The organism is Pedobacter sp. ISL-64, from assembly GCF_018613605.1.
Classification (GTDB): Bacteria; Bacteroidota; Bacteroidia; order Sphingobacteriales; family Sphingobacteriaceae; genus Pedobacter.
On sequence record NZ_JAGGPU010000006.1, the window covers coordinates 336,309 to 356,976 of the forward strand.

The following is a 20,668-nucleotide window of genomic DNA, read 5'->3' on the forward strand; positions in this document are numbered from 1 at the left end:
GAACAAAAGCCTATCCCGACTTTCGGGGAAGCAACCTTTCCTGGTGCGATAAGATTGCTTCATCCGATAAAAAATCGGCCTCGCAATGACGATCCATCTATACCGATCAGCTCACCTCCTTTTTTAAGAGGCATAGATATGCCTATATTACACCAGGTTAACCTTCGATAAATCGGCGCCTAAACCTTTGAGTGAAGCATAGGTTAGCTTATCCATCGTTGCCCCTTCAAAGCAGATCGTTTTAATAGCCTTGTAATATTTATTGGTGAGGGCGAAGGTAGAGCGAAAAGATACATTTTTAAGGGTTGCACCTTTAAATGTAGTTTCGTTAAGTGCTGCGTTGTGAAACAGCACCCCTGTAAAAGTCTGCCCATCCAAACGCAGTCCACGCAGATCGGAATAGTCAAAGTCTACCCCCTCAAACACGCAGTTTTCAAAAACCGTTTTCCTTAAATCGGTCTTGCTCAGTTTTACCTCAGTTAACTTGGTATTACTGATTGTTGCGCCGGCCAGTTCTAAAGCATAGAATTTTGTACGCACCAAAATGGCCTGACCAAAATTAGTGGCTGTAAGATCAGTAGCCGACAGGCTGCAATCGGTGAGGTTTGCAGCTTGAAAACTGGCTTCACGTGCATCGCTACCCAGAAACGAACTGCCAGTCAGGTCAGCACCAGTAAAATCTGAGCCGCGTAAATTACTCCCGTTAAATTTCAGCTTATGCGCGATAATACCAGCAAAATCAGTCTTAGCGAGATCGTTCCCGCTAAAATTGGTCAACAGCTGTGGCTGATGTGAATCTGTTAAACTGTTTACCTCTGGTACAGTCTCTTCAACCGCACTGATGGCATTTATAGAAGAGCGGTTTTCTGAAAAATAATTGAGGTCTACATCCAGAATTTTGGCGAGTTGGTTCAAGGTAATAATGTCTGGCATTGACTCTCCCCGCTCCCATTTCCCAACGGCCTGTGGACTTACAAATACATGTCCGGCAAGTCCGGCCTGAGACATGTTTATTTTTTTTCGTGCTCCCGCGATTTTATTGCCAATCATTTTTGCATCCATACGTACTGTCTTTTTTTAATCTTTCGACATTGCAAATGTAGCCAGCCTGTTAGCCAGATTCAGCAAATCAGCCGATCATTATAGTTGTAATTACGCTACTTATTGTTGCTTTTTAGCAACCAGTGGTTGTATTTAAGCTACAAGCGAATTTCTAAAAGCTTTAAGGCTTAATCCTCTTTGCGATTTGAAAAATTTGTTCAAATGGCTTTCATCTGTAAAACCCAACTCATACGCAATTTCGCTGATCCGCATGTTACTGAAACGTAAACGGGCCTCAACCAGTTTAATCCTTAAATTGGCAATATATTGCTGAAGCGTTTCGTTGGTATGTTTCTTAAAATATTTTCCAAAGTAATTCTCAGAAATACCAAATTGGCTACTCAGTTTTTCGGCCCTTAATTTCTCAGGATTATAAATATTCGCCTGGATATAGTTTAGTAACGCCAAGGTTTTCTCTTCAGCATCTTCTTTAATGGCAGCAGGCAGGTATTTGGCAATATTCCGGGCTACCACAACAATCATCGTATCTACTATTTTCGCAATTAACTCTTTGTTATACAGATCGCGGTTTACATATTCGGCCATCATTGCATCAATAAGCGACCGAATAAAAGGTTTATCTGAGAAGTTTTTTAGGATACAGCCTGGTTGATGACTGGCATTCTGCAGAATATATTCCATCCGCTGTACATCATCGGTACGAAAATCCTTCGATCGGATATATACATTTCCAAAACGGAGAAAGAAAAATTCGGTAGTGGTTTCTATCTCAAACGAATGGCAATCTTCTGGCGTAATCAGAAACATATGACCGGCATAATAATCAAATTTATTGTTATTGATGCACTGTTTTCCTGTGCCCGATAAAACATATACCAGTTCAAAAAATAAATGTTTATGGCCTTCTTTCGGACATTCATCTAACTTCTTATAAATAATTTCAAAAGGTTCGTATAGCGTTTCTTTATTCATTTTGTGCTAAACCATAGCGCAAATTTACCAATTAAAAGCAAATTTATACTGAATAATGACACCATATCAGTTTATATTTGCCTTACAGAAATTATAACATTGTATATTAATATAAAGACATGAACGCCATAGGATTTAAAACCTCACTACCCATTTCGGCAGAAGAAAGTTTTATCGAATTTGAAACAGCTGTTCCACAACCTAGCGGACGCGATATACTGGTTAAGATAAATGCAATCAGTGTAAATCCGGTAGATTATAAGATACGCCAGAACAGTGCTAAAGATACAGTATTGGAAACGCCTAAAGTGATTGACTGGGATGCTACCGGAACGGTAGAAGCTGTTGGAGAGGCGGTTACTTTTTTTAAACCTGGCGATGCGGTTTATTATGCTGGTGACCTTACGCGCAGTGGCAGTAATACCGAATATCAATTGATAGATGAACGTATTGTGGGTTTAAAGCCAAGCACACTCAGCAATGCCGAAGCTGCTGCTATGCCCCTAACCGCACTTACAGCATGGGAATCGTTATACGATCGTATCCGCATCAGCGAACAAAAAGATAAAGGAAAAAGTATACTTATTATTGGAGGTGCCGGTGGTGTAGGTTCAATTGCCATACAGCTCGCAAAAAAAATAAGCGGACTAAAGGTAATTACCACAGCTTCGCGTACAGAAACCAAAGAATGGTGCCTGGAGATGGGAGCCGATTTGGTAGTAGACCATAAAAACCTGATTGAAGAAATACATGCAGGAGGTTATCAGGAAGTAGACTTTATACTAGATTTTGTTGATTTAAATAGCTATTGGGATGCCGTAGTAGAATTGATCAAACCGCAGGGACACATTGTTTCCATTACCGGTTCAGCCACTCCTATTGCGCTGAATAAGTTAAAAAACAAAAGTGTTACTTTTTCGTGGGAATTGATGTACACCCGTTCGATGTATCAAACCGCTGATATGGAAGAGCAACACCATATTTTAAATAAACTCGCCGAACTTTTTGACAATGGCACGCTTAAAACGACATTAAACACCAGGCTGAAAGGATTTACAGCAGCAAACCTAAAAGAAGCACACCGCTTATTAGAAAGTGGAAAAACGATTGGTAAGGTTGTAATCGAATATTAGGAATTATAGATATAGGTGGTACCATAAATATCGGATTGTAATCCTGATAAATCAGTTTTAAAAACAATGGATTGACGATATAGGATACGGGTATCGTCATTCCCAACCCGATAGCTATCGGGTTGATTGGAAACCACGCAGTGCACATGAATGCCTTTGAAGAGAAGAAAGCTTATGAATAATCGTAATGCTTGATAGGGGCCTGTCGGTTCCATTAAGATTCCCGCCTGCGCGGGAAAGACGACCAGTTTTCAGAATGTGCATTTAGTAGAAGTTAGTATTTAGCCAAAAACAAAGGAGCTGAATTATAAATTATGTTACAGTCTTTATTGCTTACGATAGCACGGAAACAAGAAAAGGCTACTCCTTTCGGAGCAACCTTCCCGTATTTTTGATCGATAAAATAAATTGGGCGGGTTATTTTTTCCCGCTCATATCCATAAAGATTGATTTGATGCCTTCCAAAAGCTCTTTGCTCTCGCTTGCCAGCACCAATGGAAACCATTCGTCTGTGTGCAATTCTATCACATGCTCATGGATCAGGTAATGCCTGCCAGATCTAACCCTTCGCCGATTGCCGGGAATGACTGTTCCTGATAACATTTTGATTATAATTTTCGTAATCATCCTAATGTATTTCGGAGAATCCTCATATTTACAATCAATAAAAAGGATCCATAATCCGTTCATCGTATTGTATTGTATACTTGCTTTCATTTATGAAGCTTATTAAAGATGATTACTAAGGAATGCCCGTTTTATAAGCTGAAGCCCCAGGCGATCCTGAGGCCTACAAAGTTGTTCGTATGGTCGCAGTGATAGAATTTGCCATTGCTTTCATAGCGTAATCCTGCATCGATATAATTATTGTTGTGCAGATAAAATATCATTCCTGCCTGTGGCGCGTATACAAACGCAGCTTTTTTGCCCTCAACACAATTTGTTTTATTTAAAAGAAAGGAGAAACCTATTTCCGACTGCAGATAAAGATTACTTCTGTAGAAATATTTTAAGCCTGCTTTAACTGGTACAAGCTGTAAATCATCTACCAGGCGGGAGTAGTTGCCCGATACAAAAATGTTATTGAATCCAGTATTTACCGAGGCATATAAAATGCTTTCGGTAATGGGAAATTCTGCCTGAACGGAAACGCCAAGCGGCGCCTCGTACTTTTTAGCCAAATAGCCAGTAGCCAAACCTGTTTCAATACCAACAGAATACCGGATACCGGTACCACCATAAACCTGTGATTGTGCTTTGGCGCCTTGAAAAGCAAACAATGGCAACAGTAGAGTTAGTGCGTTAATTGTTTTCATGATTTCGAAATTTTAGTGAATAGAAATCCATCACCATAAAGTGTATTTATGGTGAATTATTTAGAGAGATACTATAAAAAAAGGGAGAGTTCACCGGGATGGTAAACGCTAAGAAGATATGGGTTTAAAATAAATTAAAATACCAGCGATGGCTTAAGAAATAGACCGATTGTTATTTCTTGGCATAGTATGATGTGCAACTGTTTCTGAAACACTCTTATCAATGTTGTTATTGCTTAATATTTCGTTGTATTTTTCAAGTAACTTGATGTATTTATTCATCCAGAAGTATACAGAATTCGCATCACCTTTAGTTTGATCCCCTGTATGGGCATCTAAAGCTTCGTGGATATAGTTACTGTTTTTAGCAAAAGTTTCGGGTAACTCAACAGAAAAATCGTGACCGATTACGGTACCCACTTTCCAAATAATTTCAGGGTTTAGACTTTTCTGATCAAACCAATTGTAAATAGTTCTTCTACTTACATTTAATTTCCGGGATAATTCACTTATCCCCATTCTATCTCTGCGTACAACACGCTCAAGAACTTGGCCTACATTTAAACTCATAGCAGTTAATTTAATTTAAAATAAAACATTTAAACTCGATCAACAATCTGGGACGACTATTACTATTTAATGCAATTTAATAATTATTTCACGAACAAAAGTAAAATAATTTTATTAGGGTATTTTTACGGTAATTAATTGGCAACCAACAGGTCTAATTCTTCAAATCTCGAATTATTACTGATGTAGTCGGGTATAATTTCTTTCATTTTCTTCACCATATTCAAATCGTTGCCATCGTTATTCAGCACTATCAGATCTTTAATAATCTGATTAACGTACAAATAATTGTAAGCTACTTTTTGCGATATTTTAATTTTTGGATGGTGGGTGGGTATAATTTCTTCATCAATAAGCAAAAGTTCTTCATACAGCTTCTCTCCTGGTCTTAAACCTGTAAACACGATATCGACATCCTCATAAGGTGTTAAACCCGCTAATTTGATCATATTTACAGCTAAATCGACAATCTTAACTGGCTTACCCATATCGAAAAGGTATATCTCTCCCCCTTTACCCATTGCTCCCGCTTCCATTACCAATTGAACGGCCTCCGGAATCGTCATAAAATAGCGGGTAATTTCCGGATCGGTTACTGTTATAGGGCCTCTTTTTTCTATCTGGCTTTTAAACCTTGGAATAACAGAGCCATTTGAGCCCAAAACATTTCCGAAACGGGTAGTTACAAAACGGGTGCGCGGAGCTTGTGTGGTAATTTCACCAGTTGAAATAATCTCAGGACTGTTTAGTGACTGAATATAAATTTCGGCCAAACGTTTAGATGCCCCCATTACATTGGTTGGCTTAACAGCTTTATCGGTAGAAATCATTACAAACTTTTCTACGCCAAATTCCATTGATATGTCGGCCATGTTTTTAGTGCCCAGTACATTGGTTAAAATGGCCTCAGCTGGATTATTCTCCATCATGGGAACATGTTTGTAAGCCGCAGCATGGAAAACAATTTCAGGTTTATAGAGTTCGAATAATGTTCTGATCCGGTTTAAATTCTGCACATTGGCCATAAATATCTTCACGTTCGCGTCCTGGAAGTTATCTTCCAGTTCGAGTTTTAAATCGTGAAGCGGTGTTTCTGCCTGGTCGCAGAGAATTACAGATTTAGGATTGTACTGTAAGGCCTGCCGAACAATCTCCGATCCGATAGAACCCGCAGCGCCTGTAACTAAAATACATTTACCACTTAAATCTTTCAGAATATTCTTTTTATTGAGCTTGATCGGTTCACGTTCCAGCAGATCTTCAATTTTCAGGTCGCGTAATTGGTGCGAATCCAACTTCCCGTATAACCATTTATCTGATGGCGGCACCATAATTACTTTCATACCTTCGTTAACACAGATATCGATAATTTTCTTTTTGTTTAAAGTGTTTAGTGCATCTTCTGCAAAAAGTATCTTTTTTATATTGTGTTTTTCTTTTAATAACGCCACTGAGCAAGAGTGGTATACTTTTTTCTGCTCGAGGTATTTATCAACCCGATCTCTGTTATCATCAACAAAGCCAATGATGTTCAGGTTAGAATCTCCATTCTGTTCTATTGCTTTTTTGATGAGGATCGCTTTTTTTTCTGATCCATAAATCAGAATATTCTCTTTGGTTTCTGATTTAAGTTCTTTAAAAAACAAAAACACTCCTTTTACCAAAATACGCATGAGAATAAGCAGCGATGAGGAGATAAAAAAGTTCAATATCAATGCCTTATCCATTTGATGCCAAAGCAATTGAAAACGTTGCGAAAGTATTTTATTTACGCTAACAAAGAGTAAACTGGTTACAAAAACCGCAAGGAAGACCCTCAAAATATCTTCGGTATTGGAATAACGGATAATACCGGTGTGTATTCTTAGTGAAATGAAAACACCTGCAGCGATGGAACAATAAAGTGCCACGTAAACTGCATTGCCGGAGTTAAAAACGTCGGCGTAGTTTAATGTATTGGTTAGTACAATGGATATAAACAATGTCCATACAACGATCATCTGATCAATCAATAAAATTAACCACCTTGAGTGTGCTCTGTCTGGAAAAAAGAAATTTTTCATAATTGAGAATCATTAAATATTCGTTTAAAGTTTATTGAGGTATCATTCTATAAAGGGGGAAAAAGTCTATATCTGTATGTATCTGATTACCCGATTTTTCTACTAACTGATTATAAACAGCTTTATTGGCAATAAAACGCCAACTGCAATAATCTAAAACCATATTTGAAAAACCCAGTTTCCATTCAAATAGCGAATCTTCTTTATAACCAAGTCCGCCACCTAAATGGTAGTATTTCATCTTCCACTTGCGGCCTAACTCACTAATTTCATCAACCAAGAATTTAGCTGGAGAATTTTTAAGATAATGGGCATTAGTGGCAATTAAGTGTCCTTCTATAATGCTATTGGTACACATAATTATACTTCCGCAAACCAAATCATCGTTCGAATAAGCCAGGATTAACTTACAGTCGAATTCTGTAGCCTGAACAAGCTTGGTAAAGTATTCTTCAGTAAAAAGATAAAAATCAGCAGCACTAATACGGTTCATATTAGATTGATAAAGCTTCGTGAAAGCAGCGATATTTTCCTGAGTGGCAGCCTCAACAGCAATATAACCAAACTTTCTACATTTCTTAATGCTATCTCTCGTTGTTTGCCTATACTGTTTGCGTTGCTCTTCTATACTTTGTTGTAAGTTAATGGCAACTGTTTTTCCATTTTCATATATGCTATCCGTTTTTTGTAACAGTATATTTTGATCAAAAAAAGGGTGAAGCCTGGAGAAAACAGAAACGTAGCTGCCTTTATATAAGAATGCTGAAAAAGCGTTTAAAAAATTTCCTTTTAAACTGTCGCTCATATCGGTAAATTTCAGGTTAGAAACAGGGCCTGAATATCCGTAAACGCAATGCAGATCGTAATATGGCGTATCCTGTATTGCACGTTCTAGTAAAGGCATAGCGATAAAACTATTGGCTTCGCAATACACAAATAAAATGGGCCTTCCGTTGGTTGCCATAGCATGATAGTGCCAGGTATGATAAAAATCATAATCGGCAGCCAAGCTAATATACTTTACCCAATCGTCTTTTTGCTCTAAAGTTAATTGCAAAGTAGTGCCCGCAGCATTATTTTCAATCAGCATATCCATTTTATTAAAAGAAATAATAATTAATTACGAGGCAATTACAGGACTACGGTAGAGTGGAAAAAAATCAACAGTCGAAAAAGGATCAAGCGATCTTTCGTTTAAAAGTGCATTATATAATTCATTATTGGCAATATACCGCCAGCTATTAAATTCGAAACATAAATTAGAGAAACCCATCTTCCAGCCAAAAAGGTTGTCTTCTTTAAAATTAACACCCCCACCCAGGTTAAAGTATTTATATCCTAATTGTCTACCAATTATGGTAATTTCATCAGTCAATAATTTAGCTGGCGATTCGAACAGGTAAGCGGTCCTGGTAGCCAAAAGGTGCACCTGCATAATTTCTTTGGTACAAACTACTATGGCGCCAGATATGGCTATGCCATCTTTATACACCATAAAAAGCTTGCTATCAAATTCATCAGAAGAAAGTAGCGCAACGAAATAGGCATTATTAAAAAGGTAATGGTCTTTTGCGCCTATGCGAATCATATTTTCAGTATATATTTCAGAAAAAATGCTCGTATCATTAATATCGGTCGAAATTCGGACTTCATAATCACGCTTTCGTAACCGCCTGATTTTTTCTTTTACGCTTTTTCGGTAGCCCGCCCTTTGACTTTCAATGGTTGTGGTTAAATCGATTGCCACTGTTTTTCCATTGGCATATACTCCAGAAAACTTCTCCATTAACCTTTCCTGATTAAAAAACGGATGCAATCTGGAAAAAACGGTTACATTTTGACCAGTTTCGAGATACGCTATGAATGTATTTTTAAAGCGTTCCATAAAATCATCGTCCAAAGAATTGAAGTCCATGTTTGAAATAGGCCCTGTATATCCATAAACCGATGTAAAATCAAAAAAATCGGAACCAGGGATGTTTCTCTTCAAAAGTGGGAATGCAATGTAATTTTCGCCTTCCTCATACACAAACAGTATAGGTAAACCACTTTTATCTAAAGAGTGGTAATACCAGGTGTGATAAAAATCGTAATGCAAAGCACGCTTTACATATGCAGACCATTCTTGTTTATCATCAATTGTAATAATCTTTCTCATTTCGAGCTATTAAATTAGGGTAGATTTAAAGTAAATAGTTCAGTTTGTGGCAAGTAAAACAGAAGAATTAATTACCATTTTTATGAAATCTTCCTGCTGTGAAACAGGTTGAAAGCCTACTTTTTTATAAATAGAATAAGCAGCCCGGTTATCTGAATGTACTTCTAAGAAAATATGTTTAAGGTTAAGGTTATAAAAGGCATATTTTAACAACATTAAAGAGGCCTTATAGCCTATGCCCTTCCCCCAGTATTTCTTTTCGCCGATAAAGAGGTGAAATTCTGCACTATCGTTTCCGATATCGAGCAACTGAATATTGCCAATGTATTCATTGGTGTTTTTTACGCAGATGGCAAAACGTTTTTCGTTGGTCAGATTTAGTTTATTTAATAGCCATTGTTTTTCAACTTCGGCGGTAATTTGCTCTTTTAACACAAATTTGGTGTACGACCACACTTCAGGATCGTTTCTCCACTTGTACGACACATCAGCATCTTTTAACGCTAATGGCCTTAGGTAAATTTGAGTGTTCATATGAGCGGTTTTAAAGCTTTAACAATAACTTTCATATCCGCTATGCTGTAGCGGTGATCAATTGGTAACGAAATAAGATGTTTAGCCAGAAAGTATTCATAACTATCAACATGTGCCCATTCGTAAACATTGGGCCAATAGGTGGCTACAAATATTTTTTGATTGATGAGCTGCTGTTTAATAGACGGATCTTCTCCCAGAAGCGGGTAAACCATCGGCACATCCTCTTCAGAAAAATTTAGCCTCAAAATATTTTCCTGCCCCAGGTGCTCATCCAGATAAGCAAAGTTCCTTCTTCTGATATCGGCGCACTTATCGTAATCGATGCTGGAAAGAATGGTTTTTGTTAATGCCGACATCTTTTTGATTTCGTTATTGCACAGCTGCTTGTTGTTTTCTATGTAATCGGCATAGCCCTCTTCAATATTGATATCGATACTTTTAATCAGGTGAGCAAACCGATCTGTTGATTGATCCTGTTTTAAATTTAAACCCAGTGTTTTAGAGATATTCAGATAGGCACCATCGGGTACACCGAAAAACTTGCGGCATGAGTAGAAGGTATCGCAATTGTTTACCGGCTTAGAAAAAAATGCCTGGGCATTATCTATAATCAGGTTCTTGATTTTTTTAGCTAGCTTTTTAACGGTTTCCGTTTTAAGTCCGAAGTAATTGGTGTAAAGTAAGCAGCAATGTTCGCCTAATTCAAAATCTATTACCGGATCTAAATCTTCGTCTATATGGTAAAAGTGATACTGTACGTTTAGTTTTTGAAGCGGCTCTAGCAAAACCTCACAGGTATAGTATGGAAGATATATGGTGGAGTATTTTCTTGTCCTTAACACATACTCAAGTGCATTTCTACCGGTATTAAGTGCAATTAAATCAGGGTAATAAAGCTCCCCTTTTGATAATTCTAGCGGGATGTAGCCACCGATTGTTTTGGGTGAGTGCGTTTCTGTTTCCATCGTTTTATCCTCTACCCTTGATCTGCTTTATACATTCTGCTTTCTACAGGTCTGTAATATTCCTGTAAACTGGCAGGTACCCTGGCATTGTAACCAATAATCTGCCTTAAATCGTTATCTATTTTTTCGCCAAATTCGTATCCCAAAAATCTGGGATAATCGAATTGTTGTTTGATGTAAGGTTTGGTAAAACCTAAGGTTAAAGCTCTACGCTGTTTGCGGGTGAAATTAATCCCCCCTGCATGCCAGATATTGGAATCGAATAATATAATGCTTCCTTTTTTAGCAATAGCTTGTTTAGCGAAAGCTTTAAAGTATTTTTCTTCGGGTTTGATATCTAATTTATGAGAACCCGACAAAAAGTGTGTGGCGCCATTAAATATGGTAAAATCATCGAGCACAATAATCATCTGGATCATAAACTTAGATTCAGACGAAAATGTACGAACATCGCGATGGATATTTTGGATATAGGATTTGCTCTTTTTGGTGTTAATTACTCCATTTATTCCATTAAGAATGTAGTTTCCGCCCAAAAAATCACGGATTTCTCTGTGGCAGTACAATTTACTCAAAAGCTCTATAGCGAAATTATCTTTCTCAAGCAAATGATGTAATGTTCCCTCCATATTTTCTTCAATTCCATTTAAAACCTGTATTTCTCTTCTTAACAGATAAGAAGCTTCGAAACCTGTGGTTATTTCTGAAATTAATTTCTGATTGATTGCCTTTTCATATACAACCCATCCATACTCATCAATAGCTTCCCTAAAGTCGGCTAAAGTGGCTCGTTTGTAAATAAATGTATTGTTCACAATTTTAGGTTTAGTTTATTTATTTGGTTAGTTATTAATGTGTAAAGGTTGGTTAAGCCTGTAAATGCATGATCTTAAAGAGTTCTGCATTAACGATATTCACATCAAATTTTGTTTTTGCAAATTCATGTCCTTTGTTCCCAAAAGCAATAATATCATTACTGTTATTAATAAAATATTCCATTTTGTTGGCTAGTGCACCGGCATCTTTAATCGGGATAAGAAATCCGTTGGCCTGCTTAAGGTCGTTATTAACGGTTTCACGGCACCCTACAGAGTCGCAGGTAATTACTGCCCTGCCTATGGCCATTCCTTCGAGCACACAGCGTGGAACGCCCTCTCCATAATAAGAAGGATGCACCATTACCGAAGAGCGCTCAATATCTGGCCGCACATCATCAACCTGTCCGATGTATTGAATCGTATCTCCACTCGCAATTTTTTGATACAGCTCGGGTGCAATGGCGTCAATATTCGGATCGTATGGTCCAATGAGTTTAAAAACGGCTTGCGGAAACCGTTGCTTAACTAATTTAGCGGCATCGTAATATTCTTTAATGCCTTTTGCATTTATGAGCCGCGATACCATTAAAAAAGTTATGGGCGAGGTACTTGGTTTAGAATAGTGATAATGACTTAAATCTACTCCCGATCCGTTAACCACATAAACCTGGTGTTTTTTATTCAGGATCTTCAGATCGATTAAGCGTTGAGAATCGTCTTTGTTCTGAAAAATAATATTTAAACGTGGATTGGGTTTCAGACTTAGTTTTAGTAATAACCTTGTTATTTTAACAATTAGTTTATTACCGGATGAATTATCGGTAAAGTTATAACCCAAGCCAGTAAGCATGGGGGCAATTAGTTTAACCTTGCATATTTTAGCTAAAAAAGAGCCGTAAATAACAGGTTTAAAGGTGTAAGGAAAAAAAATATCAGGTTTTATTTGCCTGATGAGTTTATATAGCGAAAAGATAAATCTTAAATCGGATATGATAGAAACATTACTACCATCTAATTTACTCTCGTAGGTAATTACATTCAGTTCTTTCAGTTTACGCCGAACAGATTCTTGTTCAATTTTTGGTGTAAATACAAAAACCTGGTTATGTTGCTGCATTTTTTCGATCAGTTTCCCTCTAAAATCGAGCAGGGATCTGGAAGAGTCGCAAACGATAAAAATCTTCTTACTAGTTATATTCATCATGTCAAAATTTTAATTTAAACTGCAAAGCCACCTATCCAGGTGGCTTATTGCAGAAAAAATATGAAGGTTTTGCTTTACCTACCTGGCACCAGCATTTGCCGTAACAATTGCAGGCACGCTCGCTGCATCGTTAAGGAATGATGCATACTCATACTCTGGAACCCAGGAAGAAACTGCCGTCGTTATATTGTTTGCCCCACATTTATCGTAAATATTGGTGGTAATACCGCTAAAATATCCTTCCGGATCACTTGCCACTTTTGTAGTTAATGGTTTAGCACAATTTGAGAAATATTCATTATCTGTTCTCACTATACCACCTGCTCTTGTACCGATTGAGTAACCTGAGTTGTTAAGGTGATAGTTGTTAAACATGTGTACACTACCATAATTCATTGATGGCTCTCTTTCGGTAACATTATACCACATGTTGTGGTGCATGGTTACGTGCAATTTACCTTTATCTGCTTCGTGACCTTCGATACCGCCACTAATTAGTACTGATAGGTTGGTATCGTGGAATTTACTCCAGGAAACAGTTACATAATCAGATTCTCTGGTAATGGTAATGTCTTTACCCCAATATTCCCAGCCATGAGTACGATCTGTAGAGAAATCGCAATGATCTACCCAAACATGGTGAGCAGCCTCTTTAATTTGCACTGCTGCCTGTTCTACGTAATTTTTAAAAGTGATATTCTGAATTATAATGTTACTTACTGTATAAATAAATAGATTCACACCCTCAATAACAGCTCCAGATCTACCAATAATAGATTTGTTTGATTTTACATAAACAATATCCTTACCAGCGCCTTTAATGGTACCACTTACATAAATAGTACGTGTAATGTTATCACCAACAGCTGCTTTTAATTGATCAAGGGTTGTTACAGTAGTTTCGACACCACCCTGGCCACCTGTTGTTTTACCATTTACCAAAGCATAACCTACTAAGGCTGCATTAATAGTTGTATTTGTAGGAGGTGGAGTTACCGTTTCTGCCGGTGGTAAAGCAGCACTTGTACCGCCCATTACATAGGTATAAGAACGGCCGTTCGTTCTTGGGTCGGTATTATCAGATGCTGAAAATATTACCGTAGTACCCCAATGGCTAAACCTTCCTTTACCTAAATTCCTAATATCATCGTGTATGCTATGAGCAGGACCAAGTTCTACTCCGTTTTCAAATAATCTTAAAATTGATTGTTCTTTTGAAGTAGCATTGTCACCGCCAGAAATGGATTGTGAAATTTTATATGCATAACCTCCTTCAGACTTTACTCCTATAAGGCTTAATTTACCTGTACTGCCACTGATAGCTGCTAATACTGATGCTGAATCGCTTGAAAACAATTCTGTACTGTCGGCCAATTTATCATCGGCATTCACACTTTTTTTACAATTACTAAAGAAGATAATTGTCGTTAACATTAAACCAATTAAACTCACTTTTTTAAACAATTTTGTCTTTCTCTGCATTTTTTATTTTTTTAAATTTACAACTTAACGCTATATGCGATAAATGAGTACATTTAATAAAATGCAGTTAAAACGCTGATAATTAAATAATAGGCTTAATATTCGGCATTACTTATACTGTAAACCAATTGCTTACAGATAGTAAAATGACAGTTTAATAATTCAGTTTTATAAGATTTATTATACATCTAGTTTACACAGTCATGACAAACTAAATTGCAATAACAGTTGTTTTAGGTTCCAACTGTAAATTTGGGTGATAAAAAGTTGTAAACCAGTTCACAAAATTCTTTACACCTTTGTGTACGGAAACAGATGGTTCATAATTTAATAAGTTTTTTAAATCATCAATATCTGCTGATGTTTCTGCCACATCACCATCTTGCATGGGCATAAATATTTTTTGTGCGGTTAATCCCGTCTCTTTTTCAATTTCTTCAACAAAATCCAACAAGTTAACCGGTGCCCCCCGCCCAATATTAAATACGGCAAAAGGCGCTGCTGATGTAGCTGGATCAGGTTTTTGGTTATTCCAGTTTGGGTTTGCCTTTGCTGGTTGATCAAAAACCCTCACAATGCCTTCAATAATATCATCCACATAAGTAAAATCTCTTTTCATTTCCCCGTTATTAAAAACTTCGATGGGCTTGCCTTCTAAAATTGCTTTTGTAAACAAGAACAAAGCCATATCCGGGCGGCCCCAAGGACCGTAAACTGTAAAGAAACGTAAACCAGTGGTTGGTAGATTAAATAAATGGCTATAAGCATGTGCCATTAATTCGTTGCTTTTTTTAGAAGCTGCATATAATGAAACCGGATGATCTACATTATCATGAGCAGAAAACGGCATTTTTTTATTTAATCCATAAACACTTGAAGAGCTGGCGTACAGTAAATGGCCAATTTTAAAATGACGGCTACACTCCAGGATATTTAAAAAGCCTTTAATATTGGCCTCTATGTAGGCATCCGGATTGGTTAAACTATACCGTACACCTGCCTGAGCGGCCAAATTACAAACTGCATCGAACTGATAGGTTTTAAAACAATTTTCTAAACTTTCTTTATCGCAGATATCCAACTTTATGAAAGTATAATTTTCATATCTATCACTTACCTGAGGAATACCGTAAACCAAATCAGTATGGTTAATACCAGTTTGAGCCAAGCGGGCATGTTTAAGGTTTACATCATAATAATCGTTGATGTTATCAATGCCCACAACAACGTCTCCTCTTTCCAATAAGCGTTTTGCCAAATGGAAACCAATAAATCCGGCTGTACCGGTAATTAGAATTTTCATAAAATTTAAGTTTGAGAAACAGTTAAGAATGGCCTCACAGAAGGCTTAATTATTAGTTTTTAGGATACAGCAAAGCATCCCATCAGAAAATGCGGTAATGGTTAGTTTAATATTTTTTGGATTTAGTTATGTTGCTGCAATGCGTTTAAAATAGATTGAGCAAATATTTCTGGTCTACGGCCGTACAAATATTGCATCGCCGTTTCAGCATCCGGATTTTGGTTATGTTTCAATTTCTCGCCCATCGCTTTGGCGAGGGCTTCTACATTGTTTACTTCAACTTTGGTAATAGCCGGAATTTCGCTGATGCCTCCTGCACAAAGTGTCGATACGACTGCGCTGTTTACCGACATCATTTCTAACAGTACATTCGGAAAACCTTCTTTTATGGAAGATACCACGCAAAGTTTTGCCTGTTTAAAATAAGGAGCCGGATTATCTATCTGTCCTTTTAAAAAAACCGAATCGCTTAAGTTATTCTCCTCGATAATATTGATTAATGATGCTCTTTCTTTTCCCTCTCCAAGTACGAGTAATTTCAATTTGGGATATTCCTGCTGAATCAGTTTAAAAGCTTTGATCAAAATCGGAAATCCTTTTTCTGGGATCAACCTTCCTGCAGAGCAGATAAAATCGAGTTTAGCATCGCCATTAATTAAAGGCTGATCAGATTTAGCAATGATTTTATTAAAATCGACGGGATTGGGTTGAACCAATATTTTGTGCTTCGATAAAAAGCTATTATGATCAAGCAGTTGCATTTTCATTAATGTAGTTTGGCAAACTACTAAATCTACAGCCGGATAACCAATGCGGTAAATAATTTGATAAATGCGTTTTTTAATTCCGGTGAAACGGGTAAAAACAGAAGTGCATTCTCGTACAATTAATTTGGACCTGAGATAACCTATAAGTTTTAAAAAGCCTAAAAAAGCATTTAAATACGGATGTGTGCTCATTAACACATCATCCTTTTTATATTTTCGGAGTATTGGTACCAGTTTGACAAAACCCCAAAAAATTGTTTTTTTAGATAAGTATCTTTTGGAAATCCCTTCAGAAATTTTAAGCCCTGTAAAAGGGTGTTTCTTTAAAAAGTACATTTCGCCGTTAACAGCAGTAGCCATCATCAACAGCACATTTTCAGCACCATTGGGGGCATCGGTTAACGAAATAAAAATCATTCTTTTTTCTGGTGTTGTCATTTCGAACGGCGATTTATTTCCTTTTAAGGTTTCGAACAATTTTTTTGAGCGGCATCATCAAGCTCATTACTTTCCGCTTGCCATCTATTACAATAATGTTGTTGGTGAAACTGATGTTATGGAGCCCTTTGTTGTAAGGTTTATCTGGTAATATTTCGAATTTATTGATGGTTGAAAACGCTTTTTCGCTCAATGTTTCAATTTCGTTAATGATAATTGAGCCTCCGTAGCGGTTAATGGGGTTTTGTGTAGGGCGGTACAGTGATTTGCCAACTTTAAATAAGCTCCCTGCAGCCCTGCAAAATTCTTTTTCTACAGGAATTGGGTTCTGATAATGCCCTGTGTATTGACCGTTTAGCGTTTTTGAATGATAAATATACAGGTGATGATGATCTCCGGATACACTGGTAAAAAGCCAATATCTATTTTCATGATAAATAATCGAGCTATCTACAAAAGCTTTCCCACTAACCAGCACTTTTATTTTGGTTAACTGGTTAGGATTCTCCTGATCAACCTGATAGAGTGCTATTTCTTTCGCTTCTGACGTTTCGGGAATGCAGTATAAACAACCATTTTCTTCTATAAGATAGGGATAAGATAAATGGATCGCATCTGGCTTGATGCCCTGCACTTTCTTCTTGTTTTTGAAGTCGAATTCATCAATCATCATAATCTCACCCTTCCCTTTCCAAAAATCCAGTTCTTCGTAATAAATCCTCGGTGCATTATTTACACTTACCACAAAAGGATCAGCGGCATAATCGATGTTATCTTCCTGTAGCCAGTTTATCCCCCCATTCAGCTTTTCCGTGCTGATCAGCTCTTCAGGTGTTTGATAAATAAAACCAATGTTCCATTTATCAGCTGCGAATATTTTATTAAAGAGGTTAACAGTTGCATTCATCTTATTATGCTACTAAAGAAACTTTATCTGCGGTTGATTTATTTTTAATTAACCATTGAGAGAGTACCAGCAATTTCCAGATCTGTGGATACCTGTTCCACTTCCCCGTCATATGCTCATTGATAATTTCTTGGGTTCTTTTCAAATGAATGCCAGGAATGTTCTTCAAATTATCGACTGATAAATTATCCATCACATAATCTTTTAATTCATTTCTGAACCAATGCTGGAATGGCATGGTAAAGCCAGCCTTTGGCCTATCGAACATATGTGCAGGAACACGATCGAACAATAAATCTTTTAATATCCGTTTTTGGTTTCCATTGGTGTATTTAAATGCTGTGGGTAGGCTTCTAGAAAACTCTATCACTCTGTAATCCATTAAAGGAGAACGCGATTCAAGCGAAAAGGCCATTGAAGCACGATCTACTTTGGTGTTGATATCTCCGTTTAAATAGGTTTTAATATCAAAATCAGAAATCCGTTCTAACAAAGGTTTAGATGGATTGGTTAAAATATGCATCAATGGATTATACTTGGCCAGATCGGGTTGTTTTACCCACGAGTTTTCCATATTGCCAAACATTTTTACATACAGTTTTTCTATATCTTCCATGGAAATACCCATGGCAATTAATTTATGGCGATAGCTCGGCAATTGGCTAATTAAGCCTGCCAATGCTTTTCTAATGCTGTGTGGCGCATAAAACAGGCTGTTAACCTGTTTAATCCATTTATAGCGATGATAGCCTAAAAAAGCTTCGTCGCCAGCATCACCACTTAAGGCAACGGTTACATGCTTTCTGGTATTTTTACTGAGCAACATGGTAGGTATAGCACTCGAATCGGCAAAAGGCTCGTCATAAAAACGGTTAAAGTTTTCAATTAAGTCAATGCCATCATTGTAATTACACTCAATGGTATAATGGTCGGTACCTAAGTGTTTAGCAACCTGATTGGCATAAGCACTTTCATCGAAACCTTTTTCATTAAATTTTATAGAAAATGTTTTAACGTGGTCGATTTCTTTTGTGGCCATAGCTGCAATTAACGATGAATCTATACCGCCAGATAAAAACACACCCAATGGTACATCAGCATTCATCCTTATTTTAACCGCATCGGCCAAAATAAGCGCTAAAGCTTCTTTAGCTTCTTCATAACTTCCATCAAATTTATTCTTCCAGCCATAATCTAAAGTCCAGTATTCTGTAATTTTAAGCTTATGGGATTTAAGATCGTATTTAAAATAGTTGGCTGCAGGCAACTGTTTCACCTCTGCATAAATAGACTGAGGCTCCGGCACATAACCCCAGATTAAATATTGATTAATGGCTTCTTCGTTAACACTTAGATTCCTGTCTATATTGATTTGTGAGGGTTGACTTGCAAATTCGAACGACAGGTGATCGTGTGCATAATAAAAAGGTTTTTTGCCAAAGCGATCTCTGGCACCAAACAGTTCGTTTTTATGGGTATCATAAATCACAAAAGCAAACATCCCGTTAAAGCGGGTTAAGCAATCGGCTCCATATTCTAAATAAGCTGCGCATATTACTTCGGTATCTGAACTGGTGTTAAACTGATAGTTTTTCCGTTCCAGGTCTTTTCTAATGTCTTTGTAGTTGTATATTTCTCCGTTAAAAACAATATGGAGATGCCTATACGAAAAGGGTTGATTGGAGCGGGCATCAAGATCGATAATGGCCAATCTATTGTGTGCAAAAATAACCTGATCGTAACGTTGAACCCCTGTATAATCCGGTCCCCGAAAACTGATTCTTGTCATTTTCTCACGGATAGTTCCGTTTGAGTAAGGTATGGTTGTGCCGTATATTCCACACATAGTGATAATATTTTAGATTGTTAACTAATTAATTCTTCATATTGAGCGCTGATTTTATCAAGCGCACATTTCTGATATACATTTCTCCTAATCTCAGCCGGGTTCCATTGGCCTTGAGTGCAGGCCTGGATAATTCGCCGCCTAAAGCCTGCCAGATCATCCTGTTCTAAAACAAAACCGTTAAAGCCATCGATAATTAATCCTGGAATGCCGCTCACTCTAAAGGTTACTACTGGTAGGCCTACGGTAAGCGCTTCTAAAACTACATTCGGGAAACCTTCTGTATAAGAGCTCAACACCATTAAATCGTGCAGAACCATTACCTCGTGGATGTTTTTAATCTCTCCTAAAATTTTAAGTCTGTGATCGAGCTGCAGGTCCTTAATTTTAGTGTTAATCTGATCTTTTAGTACCCCTGTCCCCACGAAATCGAGATGATAATTTTCGGGCAAATGCGCCATAATATCAACCAGCCGTTCTAAGCCTTTTTCCTGTGCAAAACGGGCCACAACTAATAGTTTATAAATTTTATCAGGTGTTTTAGCCTCCTTTAACTTATTAGTTTTCAATACTGGATTGGCAATAACCCTGATCAGCTCCTGATTGACATTATAAGTATCAATCAATGATTGTTTCATTTCTTCTGATTGGCAAACGATCTGTTTGTAACCCCGATAACTTGCGCTGGCAAAAAGCTCGTAAAATCTCGACTTAAATCCTTCAAATAATCTTTGTTCGTGTGGAATATTGGAAGCCCTCGCAATAAGCATCGGAATTTTTAAAAACCGCCCCACTAACGATACTAAAATATTGATGTGATCGGTAGTGGAAAAAACGGCATAAGGTTTTTCCTTTTTTAATACATTGTAAAGTGCAAAGAACGATTTAGAAGCTTTTTTGGTTTTTAAATCGATAAAACGGACAGCAGCCAGATCCATTGAGAAACAATTTACAGTAGAATCAAGAATCACAATGGTAACATCAAACAGATCTTTATTAAAACCCTGGGCCAAATTCCAGAACACCCGTTCTGAGCCTCCAGAGGTTAAAGAGCTGAGCACAAAAAAGACTTTCTTTTTGTTTTTAACTTCTTCTTTAATAGTTTTTTGCGGAGCGTACATGTTATT

Annotated in this window: 19 protein-coding genes; 1 reads left to right on the top strand and 18 read right to left on the bottom strand. The window is 37.2% G+C overall.

Annotated elements, in window-relative coordinates; translation table 11 throughout:
- Positions 1–147: 147 nt before the first annotated feature.
- Both J7E57_RS09475 and J7E57_RS09480 read right to left on the bottom strand, forming a co-directional pair.
- Positions 148–1,062 carry a pentapeptide repeat-containing protein gene (locus J7E57_RS09475; protein ID WP_215127387.1) on the bottom strand — a complete coding sequence of 305 codons (915 nt, stop codon included), beginning with the start codon at positions 1,060–1,062 and terminating at the stop codon, positions 148–150.
- Between the two features lie 132 nt (positions 1,063–1,194).
- Positions 1,195–2,034, bottom strand: a complete 840-nt coding sequence (locus tag J7E57_RS09480) for an AraC family transcriptional regulator (protein WP_215127389.1) — start codon at positions 2,032–2,034, stop codon at positions 1,195–1,197.
- Between the two features lie 119 nt (positions 2,035–2,153).
- Here J7E57_RS09480 and J7E57_RS09485 point away from each other — a divergent pair, with 119 nt between their 5' ends.
- On the top strand, positions 2,154–3,167 hold the full coding sequence (locus J7E57_RS09485; protein ID WP_215127391.1) for a zinc-binding alcohol dehydrogenase family protein: 1,014 nt from the start codon (positions 2,154–2,156) through the stop codon (positions 3,165–3,167).
- A 417-nt stretch (positions 3,168–3,584) separates the two neighbouring features.
- Here the strand turns inward: J7E57_RS09485 and J7E57_RS09490 are convergent, their stop codons facing one another.
- The 16 genes from J7E57_RS09490 to J7E57_RS09565 all read right to left on the bottom strand — a co-directional run bounded on the left by J7E57_RS09490 (position 3,585) and on the right by J7E57_RS09565 (position 20,662).
- Complete coding sequence (locus J7E57_RS09490) at positions 3,585–3,884, bottom strand: hypothetical protein (RefSeq protein ID WP_029276618.1); 300 nt, start codon at positions 3,882–3,884, stop codon at positions 3,585–3,587.
- A 41-nt stretch (positions 3,885–3,925) separates the two neighbouring features.
- A complete protein-coding gene (locus J7E57_RS09495; RefSeq protein ID WP_215127395.1) occupies positions 3,926–4,483 on the bottom strand; it encodes a hypothetical protein in 558 nt (185 codons plus the stop codon).
- 153 nt (positions 4,484–4,636) lie between these two features.
- Entirely contained in the window at positions 4,637–5,053 is a 417-nt protein-coding gene (locus J7E57_RS09500) for a helix-turn-helix domain-containing protein (protein ID WP_051691792.1), read from the bottom strand.
- A 134-nt stretch (positions 5,054–5,187) separates the two neighbouring features.
- Entirely contained in the window at positions 5,188–7,116 is a 1,929-nt protein-coding gene (locus J7E57_RS09505; RefSeq protein ID WP_215127397.1) for a polysaccharide biosynthesis protein, read from the bottom strand.
- 31 nt (positions 7,117–7,147) lie between these two features.
- The gene (locus J7E57_RS09510) at positions 7,148–8,206 is read right to left on the bottom strand and encodes a GNAT family N-acetyltransferase (protein WP_215127400.1); all 1,059 of its coding nucleotides are present in this window, start codon (positions 8,204–8,206) and stop codon (positions 7,148–7,150) included.
- A gap of 30 nt (positions 8,207–8,236) precedes the next feature.
- A complete protein-coding gene (locus J7E57_RS09515) occupies positions 8,237–9,274 on the bottom strand; it encodes a GNAT family N-acetyltransferase (RefSeq protein WP_215127402.1) in 1,038 nt (345 codons plus the stop codon).
- A gap of 39 nt (positions 9,275–9,313) precedes the next feature.
- Positions 9,314–9,808, bottom strand: a complete 495-nt coding sequence (locus J7E57_RS09520; RefSeq protein ID WP_215127404.1) for a GNAT family N-acetyltransferase — start codon at positions 9,806–9,808, stop codon at positions 9,314–9,316.
- A complete protein-coding gene (locus J7E57_RS09525; protein WP_215127407.1) occupies positions 9,805–10,776 on the bottom strand; it encodes a hypothetical protein in 972 nt (323 codons plus the stop codon). The genes J7E57_RS09520 and J7E57_RS09525 overlap by 4 nt, the downstream gene beginning before the upstream one ends.
- Before the next feature lie 11 nt (positions 10,777–10,787).
- Complete coding sequence (locus tag J7E57_RS09530; protein WP_215127409.1) at positions 10,788–11,591, bottom strand: phytanoyl-CoA dioxygenase family protein; 804 nt, start codon at positions 11,589–11,591, stop codon at positions 10,788–10,790.
- A gap of 52 nt (positions 11,592–11,643) precedes the next feature.
- Complete coding sequence (locus tag J7E57_RS09535) at positions 11,644–12,798, bottom strand: glycosyltransferase family 4 protein (RefSeq protein ID WP_251029868.1); 1,155 nt, start codon at positions 12,796–12,798, stop codon at positions 11,644–11,646.
- 78 nt (positions 12,799–12,876) lie between these two features.
- The gene (locus J7E57_RS09540) at positions 12,877–14,280 is read right to left on the bottom strand and encodes a polysaccharide lyase family 1 protein (protein WP_215127412.1); all 1,404 of its coding nucleotides are present in this window, start codon (positions 14,278–14,280) and stop codon (positions 12,877–12,879) included.
- A gap of 211 nt (positions 14,281–14,491) precedes the next feature.
- Positions 14,492–15,583: an NAD-dependent epimerase gene (locus tag J7E57_RS09545; protein ID WP_215127414.1), complete on the bottom strand. Its 1,092-nt coding sequence runs from the start codon at positions 15,581–15,583 to the stop codon at positions 14,492–14,494.
- 122 nt (positions 15,584–15,705) lie between these two features.
- On the bottom strand, positions 15,706–16,788 hold the full coding sequence (locus tag J7E57_RS09550; protein WP_215127417.1) for a glycosyltransferase: 1,083 nt from the start codon (positions 16,786–16,788) through the stop codon (positions 15,706–15,708).
- Between the two features lie 13 nt (positions 16,789–16,801).
- A complete protein-coding gene (locus tag J7E57_RS09555; RefSeq protein ID WP_215127419.1) occupies positions 16,802–17,695 on the bottom strand; it encodes a hypothetical protein in 894 nt (297 codons plus the stop codon).
- Positions 17,696–17,699: 4 nt separating this feature from the next.
- Positions 17,700–19,541, bottom strand: coding sequence for an asparagine synthase (glutamine-hydrolyzing) (gene asnB / locus J7E57_RS09560; RefSeq protein ID WP_215127421.1), 1,842 nt, complete (start codon positions 19,539–19,541; stop codon positions 17,700–17,702).
- A 20-nt stretch (positions 19,542–19,561) separates the two neighbouring features.
- Entirely contained in the window at positions 19,562–20,662 is a 1,101-nt protein-coding gene (locus J7E57_RS09565; RefSeq protein ID WP_215127423.1) for a glycosyltransferase, read from the bottom strand.
- Between the last annotated feature and the right edge of the window lie 6 nt (positions 20,663–20,668).